This window comes from Tessaracoccus luoxuelianae (assembly GCF_055326245.1).
Genome location: NZ_JBUZNO010000007.1, coordinates 68,497 through 85,618, shown reverse-complemented (window position 1 = coordinate 85,618; position 17,122 = coordinate 68,497). Strand labels below are relative to the sequence as shown.

Genomic DNA, 17,122 nt, shown 5'->3' with positions numbered 1-17,122 from the left:
CCGACACGTGGATCCGGCCTCACTCGTCCTGGGAGTGGTCCCTCCCCCGCTCGACCCGCAGCTCTCTGCCGCGGCTGACGAGTTCGCCGTGCTTGTCGGAGAGCTTCTCCGAGGCCCTGGTGTCGCGCGGCGGCAGCTTGATGGTCTCCTCGGCCTCGATCCCTGCCTGGAGTTGGCGCCCCCGCTCGATCTCCGCGTCGATCTCCGCGCCGAAGAGCAGGACGTTGTTGATGATCCACAGGCCGAGGAGGAGCACGATGACCGAACCGATGACCCCGTAGGTGGCGTTGTAGGAGGCGAAGTTGGACACGTACACCGAGAAGCCGGCCACAGCCAGGGCGGCCACGAGCAGCGCGACCACCGCGCCGACGCTGATCCAGCGGAACCTCGGCTGTTTCACGTTGGGGGTGAAATAGTACAGCAGGGCGATCAGCAGCACCGCCAAGGCGATGACCACCGGCCACTTCGCGATGTCCCAGATCAGGACGGTGGTGTCTTCGAGACCGACGAGCCCACCGATGCCTCGTGCGATGTCCCCGGACAGCACCAGCGCGAAGACGATGACGGCCAGGATGATGACCAGAACCAGCGTCAGGAGCAGCATCTGCGGCTTGTGCTTCCAGAACGGCCTGCCTTCCTCCACCTCGTAGATCCGGTTCATCGCACGGGAGAACGCCCCGACGTACCCGGACGCGGCCCACAGCGCGCCCGCAAGGCCGGTCGCCAACGCCAGCCCCGCACCCCCCTGCGTGGCCAGGCCGGTGATCGTGTCGCCGAGCAGATCCGAGAGCTCCGCCGGCGCATAGGTCTCGATCAACCGGTTGATGCCCTGCGCCGTCTGCTCCCCCTGCCCGAAGACGCCCAGCAGTGAGACCAGCGCCAGCAGCATTGGGAAGAGCGACAACACGGCGAAGTAGGTGAGGCTCGCGGCCAGATCGGTGACGTGGTCCTTGGAGAACTCGGACGCGGCCCGCTTGAGCGCGTACCGCCAGGAGGGTCCGTGCAGGTCCGACGGGGAGTCCGGCTTCCTCGGGTCGTCGGGGTGCGGCGCGGTCGCGGCCTTCTCCCGGGTCTGCTCAACCGATTCAGGCTCGCTGTCTCGCGTGGATCGTTCACCGGGCGACATGGCGTGCCCCTCCTTCACTAGCGGCGCCAGGTCCGGTCCGGCCGGCTGGCGTGTCTCTGCTTGTCGGGGGCCGCTGGCGCCCCCGTCGAGGACGTACCCACATCAGGCGTATCCGAAACAGGCGTCGGGCCCCCCGGTGTCGCGGGGCCCCAACGGACCCCTGGCCAAGGGTCGGCCCGCGTGGCAGACTCCGAAGATGATCCGCAGCCTGTGGCGCATCGCAGTCGTCCTGGTGGTCCTGCTGAGCGGGTGCGCCGAGCCGGCCTTCCCCCGGGACCCGGAGGGAACCCTGGAGCGCGCCACGAACGGCCCGCTGCTGGTGGGTGTCGCCTCGCATCCGCCGCACACCGAGGTCTCCGACGACGGGACGGTCGGAGGTCCCGAGGCCGAGATCGTCGAGGCCTACGCCGACACCATCGGCGCCACCGTGGAGTGGCGCGAGGGGGCCGAGAGTGAGCTGATGGAGCTCATCAAGCTGGGCCAGCTGGACCTCATCATCGGCGGCCTCACCTCCGACTCGCCGTGGTCCACCCACGCCGCCCTCACCCGGCCGTACACCACCACCATCGGCGCGGACGGCAAGGCCGTGAAACTCATCATCGCGGTCCGCCTGGGAGAGAACGCGTTGCTGACCAACCTGGAGCGGTTCCTCGCCGCCGAAGGGCTCCGGGCATGAGCGCCCGCGATTCGGTGCTCCCCCCGAAGCAGTCCGAACTCCTCCACCGGGCCATCCGGCTGGAGTGGATCTCGCTGGTGGTGATGGGCCTCATCATCGCGGCCGTCGGTCTCACGGCCGGCCAGTCCCAGGCGATGCGCACGGCCTTCGTCGAGGACTCGCTCGCCCTCCTGCCGCCGGTGGCATTCCTCATCGGGGTGTGGCGGGCCGGCAAGCCGCGCACACCCGAGCATCCCTACGGGCACCACCGCGCCATCGCGGCAGGTCACCTCGTCTCGGCGGTGGCCCTCCTGACCTTCGGAGCGTCACTGCTCTACAACGGGGCTTCGGGCCTGATCAAGGGCGAGCGGCCACCAGTGGGCGCCGTCACCCTCCTGGGATACACCTTCTGGTCCGGCTGGTTGATGATCGTGGTGATGACGCTCAGCGCCATCCCACCGGTCATCCTCGGCCGGATGAAGCTGAGACTCGCCGAGCAGCTGCACGACAAGACGCTCGCCGCCGACGCCGACATGCTCAAGGCCGACTGGCAGACCGGTCTGGCGACCGTGGCCGGTGTCACGGGAATCGGGTTCGGCCTGTGGTGGGCGGACTCGGTGGCCGCGGCCCTGGTCTCGGCCAGCATCGTCAAGGACGGCGTCACGAACGTCCGTGGAGCGGTCGCGGCCCTGCTCGACGCCCGGGCGACCCCGATCGATTCCGACGACCCGCACCCCGTGATCGAGAAGCTCCGCCAGGCCGCGCTGCGGACCGAGTGGGTGGCCGAGGCCGAGGTCCGCACCCGCGACATGGGCCACGTGTTCCACAGCGAGGTGTTCGTCGTGCCTGTGGAGGGCGCGGTGCTCACCGTGGCTCAGATCGAGGACCTTCGCCGACGGTGCTCCGACGTGGACTGGAAGACCATCGACACGGTCGTTGTGGTCAGCGACGCCATCCCGCAAGGTCTCTCACCCCTGGCGACTACCCCGAGAGCCAATAAGGCCGAGCACTAACTAAAGGCCGTGTTGCCATAAAGGCCGTGTTGCGGGCGGGATTCTAAGTCGGGACAAGGAACGACACCATCGACCAGGAGATTGCGATGAGGTTCCAGGCCCGCTGTTGACGATGACCACGCTCTCCGCACCGAATTCACCATGTGAGTTATGGAGGGCGGAATACGTCCGGCCGAAACCTGTTCCAGCATTTGATGCTCGTTCGGGCCTGAATCCCCTTCAGTAGGCCTTTACTGGCGGTGGTGGCTCTGATTGAACACCCGCAGTTCCAGGGTGCAGGACCACCTCGACACATCCGTCCTTCTTCTCACGGAACAAGGTGTAGACACCCTGCCTGAGCCCGGTAGAGGGCACGTGGTGAGTGGCGAAACCCTCGACGCCGAAGACGTCGTCGGCTCGTGACAGAAGCCCGCTGGGGTGTTGCCACAGAACTCCCGGGAGCGGCGGGGCAGGGGCCGCCGTCTGCAGCGTGCTCGGGGCCGGCCCGGAAACCCCCCGGGCCGGCCCATCGGTCAGGTGGTGCGGAGCCGGTCCACTTCCGCCTTGGTCTCGTCGGCCTTGACCTGAGCGTCGGCCTTGACGGTCTCGGCAGAGACCCTGGCCTGCTCGGAGACCTCGTCGGTGGCGGCCTGCGCGTCGGCCTTGATGTTCTGGCCGGCGCCCTGCGCCACCTCCTTGACGTTCCCCGCGACCTCCTCGGCGAGCGGCTGCAGGTTGTCCTTCGCCTCCGTCGCCATCGCCTTGAGCTCCTCGATCGCCGGCTCCGCGGCGTTCTTGAGCTGCGTGGCGCGCTCCTTCTCCATCTGCGAAGCGGGGATCAGCCCTCCGATGAGCGCCCCGATGCCGGCGGCGATGAGGCCCGCGGCGAGCGGGTTGCCCCGGGTCGACGCCTTCACCTGGCGCGGCGCGGCGGCCACGGCGTCGCGGGCATCAGCCACCGCAGTGCCTGCTTTGTCCCCCACCTCGCCCACCGCGCCATGGTCGTAGGGGTTGGTGTCGGAGCCGAAGATCCGCTCCTTGAAGCTGTGGACGCCCTCCTTGACCTGGTCCACCTGCTCGCGGACCATGTTGCTCGGCTTGGCGCTGTCGCCGAGGGCGTTGACGTTGTCACTCAGCTCAGCGCGGGTGCGCTCGATATCTCGACGGATCTCATCCGGGTTGGTGCTCATCAGTTCTTCTCCTCATTGCCAGTGGCAGCGTTCGGGATCTTCTTCACGGTCTCAGCGGTCCGGGGCAGTCCCCGCACCTTGGCGAACTCACTCTTCCCAGCCATGGCGAGGATGGCGGCGATCGCGAACCAGATCACGGCCACGATCACCCCGCTCCATCCCAGGGATGGGTTCTGGGCCGACCCCATCAGGACGGCCAGGCCCCACCAGAGGGCCAGCGTGAGAGCGATCAGGCCCAGAAAGGCAGTGACGCCGGCCCCGGCGAGCATGCCGGCGCCCTTTCCCGCCTTCGACGCCGACTGCTTGGCCTCGACCTTGGCCAACTCCACTTCCTGACGGATCAGGGTGGTGGCGTTGTCGATCAGGTCCGAGGCGATGTCGCCAAGCGACCGCTCCTCGGCCCGGTACCGGGCGTAGCTGGCTTCCTTCTCAGCCTCCTCGGGGTCCATGCCCAGCGGGATGGTCGGGTCCGCGTAGCCGGAGCCGTAGGGGTCTCGGGCCGTGGGGCCCGGATCGGTGTAGGGGGAGGTCATCGGAGACCCTCCCGCCAGGGATCCCCACCCTCGACGGTGAGATCCTCGTACTGGGACTCAGGCTCGACGAACGTCTCGTTGGCCACCTGCGACTCGCGACGAGGGGTAGCGCCCAAGGGCGTCGGTGGGTACTGGTCGCTGAGGTGCGGCGTGGGATACGAGCCTGGAACGGCAGCGCCCGGACGATACGCGGCTGCGGGCTGTGCCCGGCTGTCTTCATCAGGCTTCGCGCCCTGGAGCCCGCGGTAGATGCGCGCCCCGATGAAGCCGACGCCGGCAGAGATGGCCAGGAACTGCCACGGGTTGCGAGCAGCGTAGCGACGCACCGACTCCAGGACCTCGTCGGGCTGCCGGCTCTCCAGCCAGGCGGCCGCGTCGTCGCTGAACCGCTGCGCCTTGTCCACATGGCCGGCGAGCATGCCGTCCTGGTCCGCCTGTGACATGGACCGGAGCTCTCCACTCAACGAGCGGGCCAACTCCGCGACCATCTGCTGACCGGTCCCGGCCTGGGCCCGAAGCTCGTACACCGATTCGTCGAGCAGCCGCCGGCCTTGCGCCTTGGCCTCGTCGATGACCTCAGCGGCCTCCTGCTTGGCGGTGTCGACGACGTGGCCACCCGCATCCTTGGCGGTGTCGGTGACGGCCTTCGCCTCGTCCTGGGCCGTGGCCGCGACATCCTTGGCCCGGTCACCCGTATGAGAGGCGACCTCCTTGGCCTGGTCGGTGCCCTTCTGATCGGCGGAAGACCCGGTCCAGGTGGTTGCGCCGGACTGCCCTGGCACAGTGGGGGGCGCCACAGTTGCGCCGTACTCGCTCTGCCCACCGGCGGGTGTCTCATTCGGGTACGCCATGGTGATCCTCCATTACGTTTCGGTCATGCGAGAGCTTGTGCTCTCCTGCACAGTCCTTACCCACAATCGCGATGTCTAAACATGGATCGAGCAAAGTGATCACGCCGGATAAGCCCATCGAACATTGGACAGGCGGAGCCAGTCAGCCCTATTACGTACCCACTTCCGCAGATTCTAAACAGGGGCGGTTCAGGGCGAAATACTCCCCCTGTCCACCTCTTGATAGCCGGGCCGATCGGACTAGCGTGGAGCACATTCCACACACCCCGAGAAAGGAACAGAAACCATGGCTGAAAAGGATCTGGCCGCATTGTTCTTCGCAACCATGCGAGACATGTACTACGCCGAGCGACACATCCTCTCGTCACTCCCCAAGTTGCAGGAGGCGGCGGTCTCCGACGAGCTGAAGGCGGCGCTCGAGCACCACCTCGGGGAGACCCAGGGGCAGATCGATCGCCTCGAGAAGGTCTTCGCCATGATCGATCGCAAGCCCACCAGCAAGCGCTGCGACGCCATCGACGGCATCCTGAAGGAGGGCGATGAGCACCTGGAGGAGTACCAGGGCAGCCCTGCCGCCGACGCCGCCCTCATCGCCTCGGCACAGGCTGTCGAGCACTACGAGATCACCCGCTACGGCACCATGCGACGGTGGGCCAAGATGCTCGGACTCAACGACGGCTACGACCTCCTCACCCAGTCTCTCGAGGAGGAGTCGCGCACCGACGAGCTCCTCACCAAGATCGCCGAGACCGAAGCCAACGCCACGGCGGCGGCCGGCGGCGCCTAAAGCGTCTCCGGGTCCGCGCCGGTCTCGATGACGAGCTCCGCCACGGCGCGGAGCTTCAGGTTTCGGTCCTGGCTGGCGCGCTTGAGCCGTTCGAAGGCGTCGGCCGGCGTCAGCCTGTGCCGCTCGACGAGAATGCCCACCGCCTGACCGATCAGGCGGTGGCTCTCGATCCCGCGGGCCATGTGCTCCTGCCTGTCAGCGCTCTGCTGCGCGAGAATCAGGCGATCGACGGCTAGGCCGAAGGCCTGCGCGAGAAGGTCCGCCACGATCATCTCGTCGGGCCTGACCTGCCTGGGTCGCGGGAACTGGATCCACGCCCGGCAGTCGGCGAGGCTCGTCTGCGGGACGAGCAGGATGCCGGGCCGCAGGCTGACGCTGTCGGCGCTCGGGCGTCCAGCGATGCCGGCGAGGACCTCCGGGGGCAGCTCGTCGGCCGACACCGTCGACCCACCGTGGAACAGGACAGGGCCTCCCAGGTCGATCTGGATGGTGCACCGCCCCACGAACAGCAACTCGAAGCCGTGGGTCGAGAGCCCCAGCAGGGTCGCGATGTCGTCCTCACCCGCGAAGCTCGCGCTGACCTGCGCGGCGGCCGCGCGGCGACTCTCGGCCTCCTTCTGACGCGTGATGTCCCGGAACGTGCGGATGGTGGCAGTGAGGCCCGTTTCAGGATCCGTGACCGAGGCGTCCGCCGCCGAGACCCAGAAGGGTCGACGCTCACAGTCGTAGAACATCGCCTCGCTGGTCCCCGATGACCCTTCCCGGGCCTCGAGGTGGCGCTGGGCGATCGCCGCTCTCTGCTCCGCGTCCTCCTCCTCGGTCGGCCACCACGGGTAGGGAGGCCGGAACGGTCCATCGGCCATCGTGTACCCGGACAACTGGGAGAAAGCGGGGTTCATGTCCATGACAACGCCCGCCGCGTCGAAGATCAGCACGCCGTCGTGCAGCGAGGACAGAAGCGCGCGCCGCCACGCCGCGTCCAAGGAACGCTGCCGGGCCCTGGCCAGCGCGGCCGCGAGGCGGATTCGCAGTTGGGGAAGATCCACGGCGACCTCACCCGACTTCTCCGGCGGGTCATCGAGAAGGACCACCGCGCTCCCAGCCAGCGCCGGCTCGGCACGGAGGGCGCGAAGGAAGTCCAGGCCCGCGGACCAGCCTGCCAGATCCGCCAGGACGATCTCCGGGGGATTGGCCAGCAGAATGTCGATGGCGCCCTCGATATCGGTCACCGCGACGACGTCGTAGCTGTCATCCAGCGCACTGCTCAGCAGCTGCGCCCGCTGGGACCCCGGTTGGACGAGAGCCAGCCGTGCCCGCGGCGGTGCCACCAGCTCAGGATCCGGCACGAACATGTCGATGCCGACACGGGGCGCCGCTGAGGTCGGAGCCCCCTCTTCGCCACTGAGACCGAGGGTCATTCGAGGTTCCTCTGGGTGAGGCGACGGCGTGGGTCGCCGTACTTTCGCACACTAGCGGAGGAGGAGGGCCAAGGGCAGCCAGCGATCAGGAGGCCCGGCTCAATTTCACTCCCCGCGCTTCTCCGCGTCCGGCGGCTCGGCCGCCGGACCTGGCGCCAGGTAGTCGTCGAGGATCTCCTCCAGCAACCCGGCCTCGATCACGAAGTCCAATGAATCCCGGCGAGCCATCTCCAGGAAGGCGATGGACGCGGCGATGGCCCTCTGGGAACGCGCGGCCTTGCCATTCCAGGTGCCGCCGAGGGAGCCGCGCGGCGCCACGAGCCGTTCGGGGTCAGCGTGGACGGCCAGGAGCCGCCTCAGGGTGTCGAAGGCCGCGTCCCTGCTCTGCGGGACGCCGACGCGCACTTGGTGAAGCACCTCCGCCAGTGGCGGGTGCACCTCAGCGAGCGCCTCAGGTTCAGGGGGTGTTGTCACCATGCCACCTGCAATCCACAGACGGGGCGAGCCCACATCGATGCGCCGTACTCCGCTCCGGACACAGCAACGGCCGACCACGTGAGTGGCCGGCCGCGCTTTCGCCTTGATGCGAAGTCAGACTGAATAAGCTCGCCCGGGGGGGCTCTACTTGAAGACGTCCTTGATCTTCTCGCCGGCCTGCTTCACATCGGCCGACGCCTGATCGGCGTGTCCCTCAGCCTCGAGTCGTTCGTTGTCGGTCGCCTTGCCGACGCCCTCCTTGACCTTCCCGGCCGCTTCCTGGGCTGCATTGCTGATCTTGTCGTCGACTCCCATGATTCCTCCTCGTAGTGGGTTGGTAGTAGTGACGTACCCACAATCCGGCCGACTAAACAGCATCGACCGGAACGCGCTCAATAAAGCAGCGCCAAGGCCGGCTCCTGAAGAATGGAGGCCACGTCGTGCAGGAACCGCGATCCCTGCTCTCCGTCGACGATCCGATGATCGAAAGCCACCGCCAACGTGGTGACCCATCTGGGCACGACGCGCTCGTCTGCCCCGGTGCCCACGACCCACGGGCGTCGCTCGATGGAGCCCATGCAGAAGATGGCTGACTCGTCGCCGTTGATGATGGGGGTGCCCGCATCGATGCCGAAGACGCCGACGTTGGTGATGGTGAAGGTGCCGTTCGAGTAGTCGCCGGGTTGGAGCTTCCCCTCGCGCGACACCTGAACCAGCTGAGTCACCGCCTGGCACAGCTGCAGCAGGCTCAGATCCTGGGCGGACTTGATGTTGGGCACCATGAGTCCGCGGGGTGTGGCGGCCGCGATGCCCAGGTTCACGTCGCCGTAGTAGACGATCTCCTGCCGCTCCTCATCCCACGACGAGTTCAGCTCCGGATTGCGCGCAAGGGCCAGGCAGATGGCCTTGGCGTAGACCAGCAGCGGCGACACCCTCAGGCCCGTGAACTCGCGGCGACCCTTGAGCGTCTCGACGAAGTCCATCGTGGCGCTGACATCGACGGTGATCCACTCGGTGACGTGCACATGTGTCTGGCTGGAGCGCACCATGTTCTCCGCCGTCGCCTTCCGGACGCCCTTGATGGGGACACGGCGCTCGGCGCGGCCCTGCCGCGGGTTGGAGCCCCCGAGCCCCTCCGTCGGCCCGAATCCGCCGCCGAAGCTGGACCCTCTGAACGAGGTCCCCGCGTGCGCCTGCCCAGAAGCACCACCTGCAGCCTCGCCGAGCCTCGGCTCGGCTTGGAAAGCCGCCTGATCGTTGAGAATGCGCCCCTGCTTGGGCTGCTCGTCGAGGTAGCGGAATGCGGCGGCGGCCTCCACGTCGCGGCGGGTGATCGTGCCCTCCGGCCCGGTGCCCACCACCGTGCCCAGGTCCACGCCGAGATCCATCGCATACTTGCGCACCGGAGGCTTCGCCCGCGACGATCCATGATCCGAGGCCAACACCAACTGGGACTCCGACGGCGCCCGTCCCGGCGCCGGCAGCGGATCTCCGGAGGCCTGGGCGTGGACCGCCCCCGCGGGGTGCACCTCGTCCGCCCGGCGCCCCGGCTCGTGGTGCCCGTAGGCCGCGGACATCGCCTCGGCCACCGAGGCCTTGTCCGCCCCCTGCCCCCGACGACGACGTCGCGCGGGTCCCGGATCGGATGGCCCATAACCCACCAGGTTGGGGCCGGCCTCAGCAGGCGCCTCCTCAGTGGGCGCCTCATCGCCGCTCACACCGTCGTCGATCTCCACGATGGGGCTCCCGACCTCCACCGTCGTGCCCTCCGCCACCAGCAGTTCGGTCACGGTTCCGGCGAACGGTGAGGGGAGCTCGACGAGTGACTTGGCCGTCTCGATCTCCACCAGCACGTCGTTGACGTCGATCACGTCACCGGCCGCGACCCTCCACGCCACGATCTCCGCCTCGAGCAGGCCCTCGCCCGGATCCGGTAGCAGGAATTGATGCTTCATCTCAGGCTCCTAGTAGGCGAGCGAACGGTCGACGGCGTCAAGGATCCGGTCCACACTCGGAAGGTACTCCTCCTCCACCCTGGCCGGCGGATACGGCATGTCGTAGCCGGCCACCCGCTGCACCGGGGCCTCCATCACGTAGAACAGGTCCTCGTGCAGCTTGGCCGCGATCTCCGCGCCCAGCCCCAGCGTCTTCGGCGCCTCGTGCACGACGACGGCGCGCCGCGTGCGCCTCACCGACGACTCGATGGTGACCCAGTCGATGGGGCTCAGCGTGCGCAGGTCCACCACCTCCAGGGACGTCCCCTCCTCGGCTGCGAGCACCGCGGCATCCAGGCAGGTCCTGACCATCGGCCCGTAGGCGAGGAGCGTGGCGTCCGTGCCGTAGCGCACCACCTGCGCCTGGTGCATCGGAGCCGGGCGGGCCGAGAAGTTGACGGTGTCCTTGGCGTGGTAGCGCCGCTTCGGCTCGAAGAACACCACGGGGTCATCAGAGGCGATGGCCTGCTGGATCATCCAGTACGCGTCGTTGGCGTTCGAGCACGTGACCACCTTGAGCCCGGGGGTGTGCGCGAAGTAGGCCTCGGGCGACTCCGAGTGGTGCTCGATGGCCCCGATCCCACCGCCGTAGGGGATCCGGATCACCATGGGCATCCTGGTGTGTCCCCCGGTGCGCATGTGCAGCTTTGCCACCTGCGTGACGATCTGGGAGAAGCCGGGGAAGACGAAGCCGTCGAACTGGATCTCCAGCACCGGCCGGTAGCCGCGCATGCAGAGGCCCACAGCGGTGCCGATGATGCCCGACTCGGCCAGCGGCGAGTCGACCACCCGGTTCTCCCCGAACTCCTGCTGCAGGCCCTCGGTGATCCGGAAGACGCCGCCGAGCTTGCCGATGTCCTCACCGGCGAGCAGCACCTTCGGGTCGGCCTGCAGGGCGCGCCGCAGCCCGCGGTTGAGGGCCTTGGCCATGGTCAGGGTCTCGCTCACGCGTCCTCCCCGAAGCTCGCGGCGAACTCGGCGTACTCGCGGCGCTGCGCCTCCAGCGCGACGGTGGGCTCGGCGTAGACCGTGGCGAACAGCTTGTCCATGGTGGTGTTCTCCATCAGGGGGATCGACGCCCGGGCGGCGGCCCCCAACTCCTTGGCCTCGGCGTCGACGCCGGCGAACCACTCGTCGTCGACGGCGCCCTCCGCGCGGAGATAGGTGCTGAGGCGGGCGATGGGGTCGCGGCCGCGCCACTCCTCCTCGTCGGACCGCTCGCGGTACTTGGTGGGGTCGTCGGAGGTGGTGTGGGCGCCCATCCGATAAGTGAAGGCCTCGATGAAGGCCGGCCCCTCGCCGGCGCGGGCCCGGGCCATCGCCCAGTCGGTGACGGCCTTCACGGCCAGCACGTCGTTGCCGTCCACCTGCACGCCGGGGAAGCCGAACCCCTGGGCGCGCTGGAACAGGGGGATGCGCGACTGCAGCGCGATGGGCTCCGAGATGGCCCACTGGTTGTTCTGGCAGAAGAACACCACCGGCGCGTTGTAGGAGGCGGCGAACACGTAGGCCTCGTTGACGTCGCCCTGGCTGGCGGCGCCGTCGCCGTGGTAGACGATGACGCCGGCGTTCTTCTCGTCGTCGTGGTTGCCGACGGCGCCGTCGAGCTGCAGGCCCATCGCGTAGCCGGTGGCGTGCAGCGCCTGGCAGCCGATGACTATCTGGTAGTTCTTGAAGGCGTCCAGCTTCTCCCAGTAGCCGCCGTTGGTGCCGCGGAACAGCGACAGCATGTTGGTGAGCGGGACGCCGAGCACCATGGCGACGGCGTGCTCACGGTAGGACGGGAACACCACGTCGGCGGGGCGGAGTGCGTGGGCCGAGCCCACCTGGGCGGCCTCCTGCCCGATCAGCGGGGTCCACAGGCCCAGCTCGCCGTGCCGCTGGAGGGCGGTGGCCTCGGCGTCGAAGCGCCGGGCGAGGACCATGTCGCGGAGGTAGCCGACGAGGTCCGCGGTGGTGCCGGTGAACTCGAAGTCGTCGTGACTCACGCGTCGACCCTCAGGGGTCAGCAGCTGCACCATGTCCTGGCTTTGACCGCGCACGCGGCCTCCTCTCCACTAACTTACGCATCCGTAGCTTACGTCTTGGGCGCCTCGAAAGGGACTCCAGCGGCAGACCCCTCGCTGGCTCAGGAGCGAGGAGCGCAGCGACGAGCCTCGAAGCCCAAGAGAAGTGACGTTGTCAGCTCGCGTTTCTGAGGCTTCGAGGCCGCTGCGCGGCACCTCAGCCAGCGGGAAAGGGAGCGAGGCCGCTGCGCGGCACCTCAGCCAGCAGAGGAGGTCAGCCGGCGAGGGTTGCGACCAACACCGCCTTGATCGTGTGCATCCGGTTCTCCGCCTGGTCGAACACGACGCTCGCCTCGGACTCGAACACCTCGTCGGTCACCTCAACGCCCTCGATGCCGAACTGCTCCAACAGGTCCCGACCCACCGTCGTGTTGAGGTCGTGGAACGCGGGCAGGCAGTGCATGAACTTGGTGGCCGGGTTGCCGGTGGCCCGCATCAGCTCGGCATTGACCTGATACGGGCGAAGCAGCTCGATTCGCTCGGCCCACACCTCCTTCGGCTCACCGAGCGAGACCCAGACATCGGTGTAGACGAAGTCCACGCCCGCGACACCCGCGGCCACGTCGTCGGTGACGGTGATCCGCGCACCCGTCGACTCCGCGAGGCGGCGCGCCTCAGCGACGATCTCGGCCGCGTTCTGCTGCGACGCCGGCGCCACCATCCGCACGTCCATGCCCATCAGTGCGCCGCTGATCAGCAGAGAGTTGCCCACGTTGTTGCGGGCATCGCCGAGGAACGCGAACGAAACCTCCTCCAACGGCTTGCCGCTGTGCTCGATCATGGTGAGCTGGTCCGCCAGCATCTGGGTGGGGTGCCAGTCGTCGGTGAGCCCGTTGTAGACGGGGACACCGGCGTGGGCCGCCAGGGTCTCGACGACGTTCTGCCCGGAACCGCGGTACTCGATCGCGTCGTACCAGCGGCCGAGGACGCGGGCGGTGTCCGCGGCGGACTCCTTATGGCCGATCTGTGAGCCGGCCGGGTCCAGATAGGTGGTGGTGCCGCCCTGATCCGCGACAGCCACCTCGAACGCGCACCGGGTGCGGGTGGAGGTCTTCTCGAACAGCAGGGCCACCTGCTTTCCGGCGAGGAGCGGGCTCTCGCGACGCTCGCGGCGCTGCGCCTTCAGCTCGGCCGCGAGGTCCAGGAGCTCGCGCCACTCGTCGGGGGTGAAGTCCAGCTCCTTGAGGAAGCTGCGGCCCAGCAGGCTCATCGTCGTCGCCTTTCGCTCGCGATCCAGGGAAGGACACAGGCTACCGCGCCGTCCGCGGCCCGCCGCGGCCGGCCGTCACACCGATCTGGCGTGGTCGACGAGCCTGTCGAAGCCCGCATCCATCGCCCTGTCGACAATCTGCCTCTCCGGGTGCGCGTCCCACCAGGCGACCTGCTCCGCGACCGCCTGGTCGTAGGTGATCGTCGGGTTGAACTCCGGCACCAGTGCCCGCAGCTTCGAGCAGTCGAAGACCATGGAGTGCGCCTTGTCTCCGAGGAGCCCGGGTCCGACGTCGGGCAGCACCCGCGCGATGGTCTCCGACGCCACGTGCACCAGTTCGGGGCTGGCCACCCCGGCCGCATGGGCCAGCCACGTGTAGATCTGGTCCCAGGTGGGTGCGTGGTCGCCCATGATCTGGAAGGTGTCGCCCACCGCCTGCGGGTTGCCGAGGAGACCGGTGAACCCGACGGCGAAGTCGGCCGAGTGCGTCACGGTCCACTGCGTGGTGCCGTCGCCGTGCACCACCACGGGCCGGCCGGCCCGGAGCCGGGCGATGTCCGTCCAGCCTCCGGTGGTGAGCAGCAGGGTGCGGTCGTAGGTGTGGGAGGGGCGCACGATCGTGGCGGGGAATCCGTTGTCGCGGTACTCGGCCACGAGGAGGTCCTCGCAGGCGATCTTGTTGCGCGAGTACTCCCAGAACGGGTTGCGCAGCGGGGTCGATTCGGTCACCGGCATCCGCGACGGCGGGCTCTGGTAGGCCGAAGCCGAGGAGATGAACACGTACTGGTCGGTGCGCCCGGCGAAGCGGGCCACGTCGCGCCCCACGTGGTCCGGGGTGAAGGCGATGAACTGGGCCACGACGTCGAACCCGCGGCCGCGGAGGACCTCGTCGACGGCGGCACCGTCGTGCACGTCGGCCACCAGGAACTCCACGTCCTCGGGAAGCGGGTGCGTGGTGGACTGCCCCCGGTTGAGGACCGTCACATGGTGGCCGAGCCGGACTGCCCGTTCCACGCTCGCGTGGCTGATGATGCCGCTGCCGCCGATGAACAGCATGTCCAGGGGATTGCGTGTGAGTGCCATCCCCGCATCCTTCCATCCAGCCACCACTGCTGGTGCGGACTGGGTGCGATAGCCGCGCCCCGGATCAGTCGCGGGTGACGGCCTCGAGCACGCCGTCGACGGCGGCCTCGATGTCTGCCAGCGTCTCCTCGAACCCCTCCTCCGTGCCGTACCACGGGTCAGTCAGCGGCTCCCCCTTGGTCTTGTCCGGGTTGAAGTCGTTGAGCAGAACGATGTTTTTGGCACACGGGGCGATGCGCTGCAGGCGGGCGACGTGCAGCGGCTCTGCGGCCACCACGAGGTCCGCGCCCTTGATGTCGGCTGCCCCGATCTTGCGCGCCTGGTGCCCCGAAGCGTCGTAGCCGGCACGCTCCAGGGTGCGCGCGGCGCGGTGGTCGATGGGGTTGCCCACCTCGTCGCTGGACACCCCGAAGCTGGCGATCCGCACGTCGAGCCCACGCTCCTCGGCTCGGCGCCGTGCAACCCGCTCGGCCATCGGGGAGCGACAAATGTTGCCCCAACATACGAAGAGAATCGTTGACATTGGTCACACTTTAGCCGCGCGGGTCTGGCTCACCGAGGCCGGGGGCACAGGTGGCTAGAATGAGCCACCGGCGTGGAGGAAGGTTTGGGGGGACGATCATGCAGATCTTGGTGGTTGACGATGATCAGGCGGTACGCGATTCGCTCGCCCGCTCACTGACCTACACGGGCGACGATGTGCAGACCGCCGCAGACGGCGTCGAGGCCCTCGCGAAGCTGGTCAGCTACACACCCGACGCCATCATCATGGACGTGATGATGCCCCGTCTCGACGGCCTCGAGACCACCCGAATGCTTCGGGACGGCGGCAACGACACCCCCATCCTCATCCTGACTGCGCGCGACGCCGTCGGGGACCGCGTGGACGGGCTCGACGCCGGCGCAGACGACTACATGGTCAAGCCCTTCGCCCTCGACGAGCTCCTGGCGCGCCTGCGGGCGCTGACCCGGCGCTCGAAGCCCGTGCCGGAGGCGGAGTCGCGGGTCCTGACCTTCCAGGACGTCACGCTGGACACGCAGCACCGCGAGGTGACGCGCGCCGGGCAGCACATCTCGCTCACCCGCACCGAGTACGCGCTGCTGCAGGTGTTCATGGAGAACCCGCGCCGCGTCATGGAGCGCAATACCCTCCTCAATGAGGTGTGGGGCTTCGAGTTCCCCACCACGGCCAACTCGCTCGAGGTCTACATCGGGTATCTGCGGCGCAAGACCGAAGCTGGCGGCCGGCCCCGGCTCATCCACACAGTGCGCGGCATCGGCTACGTCCTGCGTGAAACTCCCCCGTGATCGGAAGCTGGTGGATCCGGCTTCGCCGCGGCCTGGGCCGCCTCGTCAGTGGCCAGTCGCTGCAGTGGCGCCTTGCCCTCCTGACGGGCATCAGCGTGGCGCTGTCGGTCCTGGTCGTCGGCACCACCTCCTACGTCGTGACGCGGTGGTCCCTGCTGGAGCAGTTGGATCGTGAGCTGGTGGCGGTGGCCCAGACGGCGTCCGGGACCATCGCGTCGAACGTGTCCAACATGGGCGGGCTCTCGGGTGACCTGATGGGGTCCTCCGATGGGCTGCTCGCTCTTGTCGCGGCGGATGGGCTGGTCAAGCAGGTGCCCGGCCAGCCGGTGTCCCTGCCTGCCGGGTCCGAGGAGATCGCGGTGGCGCGGATGCAGTCCGGGTCCTCGGCCCGCACCCTGGATGCGGACGGCACCTCCTACCGCGTGGTGTCGGTGCCGATGTCGGTGGACGGGGCGTTCTACGCCGTGATCTACGGGCGGCCCACCGTCGCACTGGAATCCACGCTCGGCTCACTGTGGGCCGCGCTGCTGGCGGCCGGCGCGCTGGGCGTTCTGACCACCACGCTCGCGGCGCTGTGGGCGGCGCAGACGGTGCTCGCTCCCGTGCGTCGACTCTCGCAGGCCGTGAAATCCGTCACGCAGACCGATCAGCTCAACCCCATCCGGATCTACGGTCGAGATGATCTGGGTGAGCTGACCAAGTCGTTCAACCTCATGCTGCGCTCGCTGCAGACGTCGCGGGAGCAGCAGAGCCAGCTGATCGCCGACGCCGGGCATGAGCTGCGGACCCCCCTCACGTCGATGCGCACCAACATCGAGCTGCTGCTGGCCGACGACACCTCCGGCATGCTCCCGGAGGGCGCCCGCTCGGTGATTTTGGGCGACGTCGCCGCGCAGCTGGGCGAGTTCTCCGCACTGGTGGGAGACCTCGTGGCACTCACCCGCGACGACCACCTCCAGCGCCCGCACGAGCTCCTGGACATGGCGGAGGTGACGGAGTCCGCCATCGAGCGCGCCCGCCGTCGAGGCCCCAACATCACCTTCGACGTCACCCTGGAGCCCACCCCCGTCATGGGCGATCCGTCGACGCTGGAGCGCGCGATCACCAACCTTCTGGACAACGCCGTGAAGTTCTCGCCCTCCTACGGCACCATCGTGGTCACGCTGGAAGACGGCACCCTCACCGTCGTCGACGAGGGCCCGGGCATCGCCGACGAGGACCTCCCGCTGATCTTCGACCGCTTCTACCGCTCGGACCGGGCGCGCAACACCCCCGGCACCGGGTTGGGGCTTTCCATCGTGGATCACACGGCGCGGGCGCACGGCGGCTCGGTGCGCGCGGGCAACGACCCGGACCGCGGGGCGAAGTTCGTGCTGCGGCTGCCGGTGATCGCCGAGTCCGCGGAACAGTCTGTCCTGTGAGGTCAGTGGAG

Annotated in this window: 18 protein-coding genes; 5 read left to right on the top strand and 13 right to left on the bottom strand. The window is 68.4% G+C overall.

Annotation, left to right across the window (positions count from 1 at the left end; translation table 11 throughout):
- Nucleotides 1-19 precede the first annotated feature (19 nt).
- Nucleotides 20-1,126 (bottom strand): YihY/virulence factor BrkB family protein, encoded by a 1,107-nt coding sequence (locus ACZK39_RS11670; protein ID WP_463613373.1) that lies wholly within the window; start codon nt 1,124-1,126, stop codon nt 20-22.
- Nucleotides 1,127-1,322: 196 nt separating this feature from the next.
- On the opposite strand from ACZK39_RS11670, the gene ACZK39_RS11665 reads away from it, so the two are divergent.
- Together ACZK39_RS11665 and ACZK39_RS11660 are read left to right on the top strand one after the other, a co-directional pair.
- Nucleotides 1,323-1,802 carry a transporter substrate-binding domain-containing protein gene (locus ACZK39_RS11665; RefSeq protein WP_463613372.1) on the top strand — a complete coding sequence of 160 codons (480 nt, stop codon included), beginning with the start codon at nt 1,323-1,325 and terminating at the stop codon, nt 1,800-1,802.
- Complete coding sequence (locus tag ACZK39_RS11660) at nt 1,799-2,794, top strand: cation diffusion facilitator family transporter (RefSeq protein WP_182798864.1); 996 nt, start codon at nt 1,799-1,801, stop codon at nt 2,792-2,794. The genes ACZK39_RS11665 and ACZK39_RS11660 overlap by 4 nt, the downstream gene beginning before the upstream one ends.
- 512 nt (nt 2,795-3,306) lie before the next feature.
- Here the strand turns inward: ACZK39_RS11660 and ACZK39_RS11655 are convergent.
- Genes ACZK39_RS11655 through ACZK39_RS11645 form a run of 3 tightly spaced genes read right to left on the bottom strand, consistent with a single transcriptional unit; the run spans nt 3,307 to nt 5,347 of the window.
- On the bottom strand, nt 3,307-3,963 hold the full coding sequence (locus ACZK39_RS11655; RefSeq protein ID WP_463613371.1) for a DUF3618 domain-containing protein: 657 nt from the start codon (nt 3,961-3,963) through the stop codon (nt 3,307-3,309).
- Complete coding sequence (locus tag ACZK39_RS11650; RefSeq protein WP_220489053.1) at nt 3,963-4,496, bottom strand: phage holin family protein; 534 nt, start codon at nt 4,494-4,496, stop codon at nt 3,963-3,965. The genes ACZK39_RS11655 and ACZK39_RS11650 overlap by 1 nt, the downstream gene beginning before the upstream one ends.
- Nucleotides 4,493-5,347: a hypothetical protein gene (locus ACZK39_RS11645; RefSeq protein ID WP_463613370.1), complete on the bottom strand. Its 855-nt coding sequence runs from the start codon at nt 5,345-5,347 to the stop codon at nt 4,493-4,495. Before ACZK39_RS11645 ends, ACZK39_RS11650 begins: the two co-directional genes overlap by 4 nt.
- Nucleotides 5,348-5,633: 286 nt before the next feature.
- On the opposite strand from ACZK39_RS11645, the gene ACZK39_RS11640 reads away from it, so the two are divergent.
- Entirely contained in the window at nt 5,634-6,134 is a 501-nt protein-coding gene (locus ACZK39_RS11640) for a YciE/YciF ferroxidase family protein (RefSeq protein ID WP_182798867.1), read from the top strand.
- Here ACZK39_RS11640 and ACZK39_RS11635 read toward each other — a convergent pair.
- The 9 genes from ACZK39_RS11635 to ACZK39_RS11595 form a co-directional block, all read right to left on the bottom strand.
- Complete coding sequence (locus tag ACZK39_RS11635; RefSeq protein WP_459055343.1) at nt 6,131-7,552, bottom strand: ANTAR domain-containing protein; 1,422 nt, start codon at nt 7,550-7,552, stop codon at nt 6,131-6,133. The genes ACZK39_RS11640 and ACZK39_RS11635 overlap by 4 nt on opposite strands.
- A 105-nt stretch (nt 7,553-7,657) precedes the next feature.
- Nucleotides 7,658-8,029, bottom strand: coding sequence for a hypothetical protein (locus ACZK39_RS11630; RefSeq protein WP_463613369.1), 372 nt, complete (start codon nt 8,027-8,029; stop codon nt 7,658-7,660).
- A gap of 144 nt (nt 8,030-8,173) precedes the next feature.
- A complete protein-coding gene (locus tag ACZK39_RS11625) occupies nt 8,174-8,344 on the bottom strand; it encodes a CsbD family protein (protein ID WP_182798870.1) in 171 nt (56 codons plus the stop codon).
- A gap of 77 nt (nt 8,345-8,421) precedes the next feature.
- Complete coding sequence (locus ACZK39_RS11620) at nt 8,422-9,984, bottom strand: dihydrolipoamide acetyltransferase family protein (RefSeq protein ID WP_182798871.1); 1,563 nt, start codon at nt 9,982-9,984, stop codon at nt 8,422-8,424.
- A 9-nt stretch (nt 9,985-9,993) separates the two neighbouring features.
- Nucleotides 9,994-10,953 carry an alpha-ketoacid dehydrogenase subunit beta gene (locus ACZK39_RS11615; protein WP_463613473.1) on the bottom strand — a complete coding sequence of 320 codons (960 nt, stop codon included), beginning with the start codon at nt 10,951-10,953 and terminating at the stop codon, nt 9,994-9,996.
- Between the two features lie 14 nt (nt 10,954-10,967).
- Nucleotides 10,968-12,065, bottom strand: a complete 1,098-nt coding sequence (gene pdhA / locus ACZK39_RS11610; RefSeq protein ID WP_463613368.1) for a pyruvate dehydrogenase (acetyl-transferring) E1 component subunit alpha — start codon at nt 12,063-12,065, stop codon at nt 10,968-10,970.
- Nucleotides 12,066-12,303: 238 nt separating this feature from the next.
- The gene (gene argF / locus ACZK39_RS11605) at nt 12,304-13,299 is read right to left on the bottom strand and encodes an ornithine carbamoyltransferase (RefSeq protein ID WP_463613367.1); all 996 of its coding nucleotides are present in this window, start codon (nt 13,297-13,299) and stop codon (nt 12,304-12,306) included.
- 75 nt (nt 13,300-13,374) lie between these two features.
- Complete coding sequence (locus ACZK39_RS11600) at nt 13,375-14,382, bottom strand: NAD-dependent epimerase/dehydratase family protein (RefSeq protein WP_459055347.1); 1,008 nt, start codon at nt 14,380-14,382, stop codon at nt 13,375-13,377.
- A gap of 64 nt (nt 14,383-14,446) precedes the next feature.
- Nucleotides 14,447-14,905, bottom strand: a complete 459-nt coding sequence (locus tag ACZK39_RS11595) for a low molecular weight protein-tyrosine-phosphatase (RefSeq protein WP_463613366.1) — start codon at nt 14,903-14,905, stop codon at nt 14,447-14,449.
- Nucleotides 14,906-15,003: 98 nt separating this feature from the next.
- On the opposite strand from ACZK39_RS11595, the gene ACZK39_RS11590 reads away from it, so the two are divergent.
- Together ACZK39_RS11590 and ACZK39_RS11585 are read left to right on the top strand one after the other, a co-directional pair.
- A complete protein-coding gene (locus tag ACZK39_RS11590) occupies nt 15,004-15,690 on the top strand; it encodes a response regulator transcription factor (protein WP_182781433.1) in 687 nt (228 codons plus the stop codon).
- Nucleotides 15,691-15,722: 32 nt separating this feature from the next.
- Nucleotides 15,723-17,111 (top strand): HAMP domain-containing sensor histidine kinase, encoded by a 1,389-nt coding sequence (locus ACZK39_RS11585; RefSeq protein WP_220489101.1) that lies wholly within the window; start codon nt 15,723-15,725, stop codon nt 17,109-17,111.
- The last annotated feature ends 11 nt before the right edge of the window (nt 17,112-17,122 follow it).

Coding starts and splice junctions, on each gene's coding strand:
- ACZK39_RS11670 (WP_463613373.1), bottom strand. CDS start 1,126: ATGTCGCCCGGTGAACGATCCACGCGAGACAGCGAGCCTGAATCGGTT.
- ACZK39_RS11665 (WP_463613372.1), top strand. CDS start 1,323: ATGATCCGCAGCCTGTGGCGCATCGCAGTCGTCCTGGTGGTCCTGCTG.
- ACZK39_RS11660 (WP_182798864.1), top strand. CDS start 1,799: ATGAGCGCCCGCGATTCGGTGCTCCCCCCGAAGCAGTCCGAACTCCTC.
- ACZK39_RS11655 (WP_463613371.1), bottom strand. CDS start 3,963: ATGAGCACCAACCCGGATGAGATCCGTCGAGATATCGAGCGCACCCGC.
- ACZK39_RS11650 (WP_220489053.1), bottom strand. CDS start 4,496: ATGACCTCCCCCTACACCGATCCGGGCCCCACGGCCCGAGACCCCTAC.
- ACZK39_RS11645 (WP_463613370.1), bottom strand. CDS start 5,347: ATGGCGTACCCGAATGAGACACCCGCCGGTGGGCAGAGCGAGTACGGC.
- ACZK39_RS11640 (WP_182798867.1), top strand. CDS start 5,634: ATGGCTGAAAAGGATCTGGCCGCATTGTTCTTCGCAACCATGCGAGAC.
- ACZK39_RS11635 (WP_459055343.1), bottom strand. CDS start 7,552: ATGACCCTCGGTCTCAGTGGCGAAGAGGGGGCTCCGACCTCAGCGGCG.
- ACZK39_RS11630 (WP_463613369.1), bottom strand. CDS start 8,029: ATGGTGACAACACCCCCTGAACCTGAGGCGCTCGCTGAGGTGCACCCG.
- ACZK39_RS11625 (WP_182798870.1), bottom strand. CDS start 8,344: ATGGGAGTCGACGACAAGATCAGCAATGCAGCCCAGGAAGCGGCCGGG.
- ACZK39_RS11620 (WP_182798871.1), bottom strand. CDS start 9,984: ATGAAGCATCAATTCCTGCTACCGGATCCGGGCGAGGGCCTGCTCGAG.
- ACZK39_RS11615 (WP_463613473.1), bottom strand. CDS start 10,953: ATGGCCAAGGCCCTCAACCGCGGGCTGCGGCGCGCCCTGCAGGCCGAC.
- argF (WP_463613367.1), bottom strand. CDS start 13,299: ATGAGCCTGCTGGGCCGCAGCTTCCTCAAGGAGCTGGACTTCACCCCC.
- ACZK39_RS11600 (WP_459055347.1), bottom strand. CDS start 14,382: ATGGCACTCACACGCAATCCCCTGGACATGCTGTTCATCGGCGGCAGC.
- ACZK39_RS11595 (WP_463613366.1), bottom strand. CDS start 14,905: ATGTCAACGATTCTCTTCGTATGTTGGGGCAACATTTGTCGCTCCCCG.
- ACZK39_RS11590 (WP_182781433.1), top strand. CDS start 15,004: ATGCAGATCTTGGTGGTTGACGATGATCAGGCGGTACGCGATTCGCTC.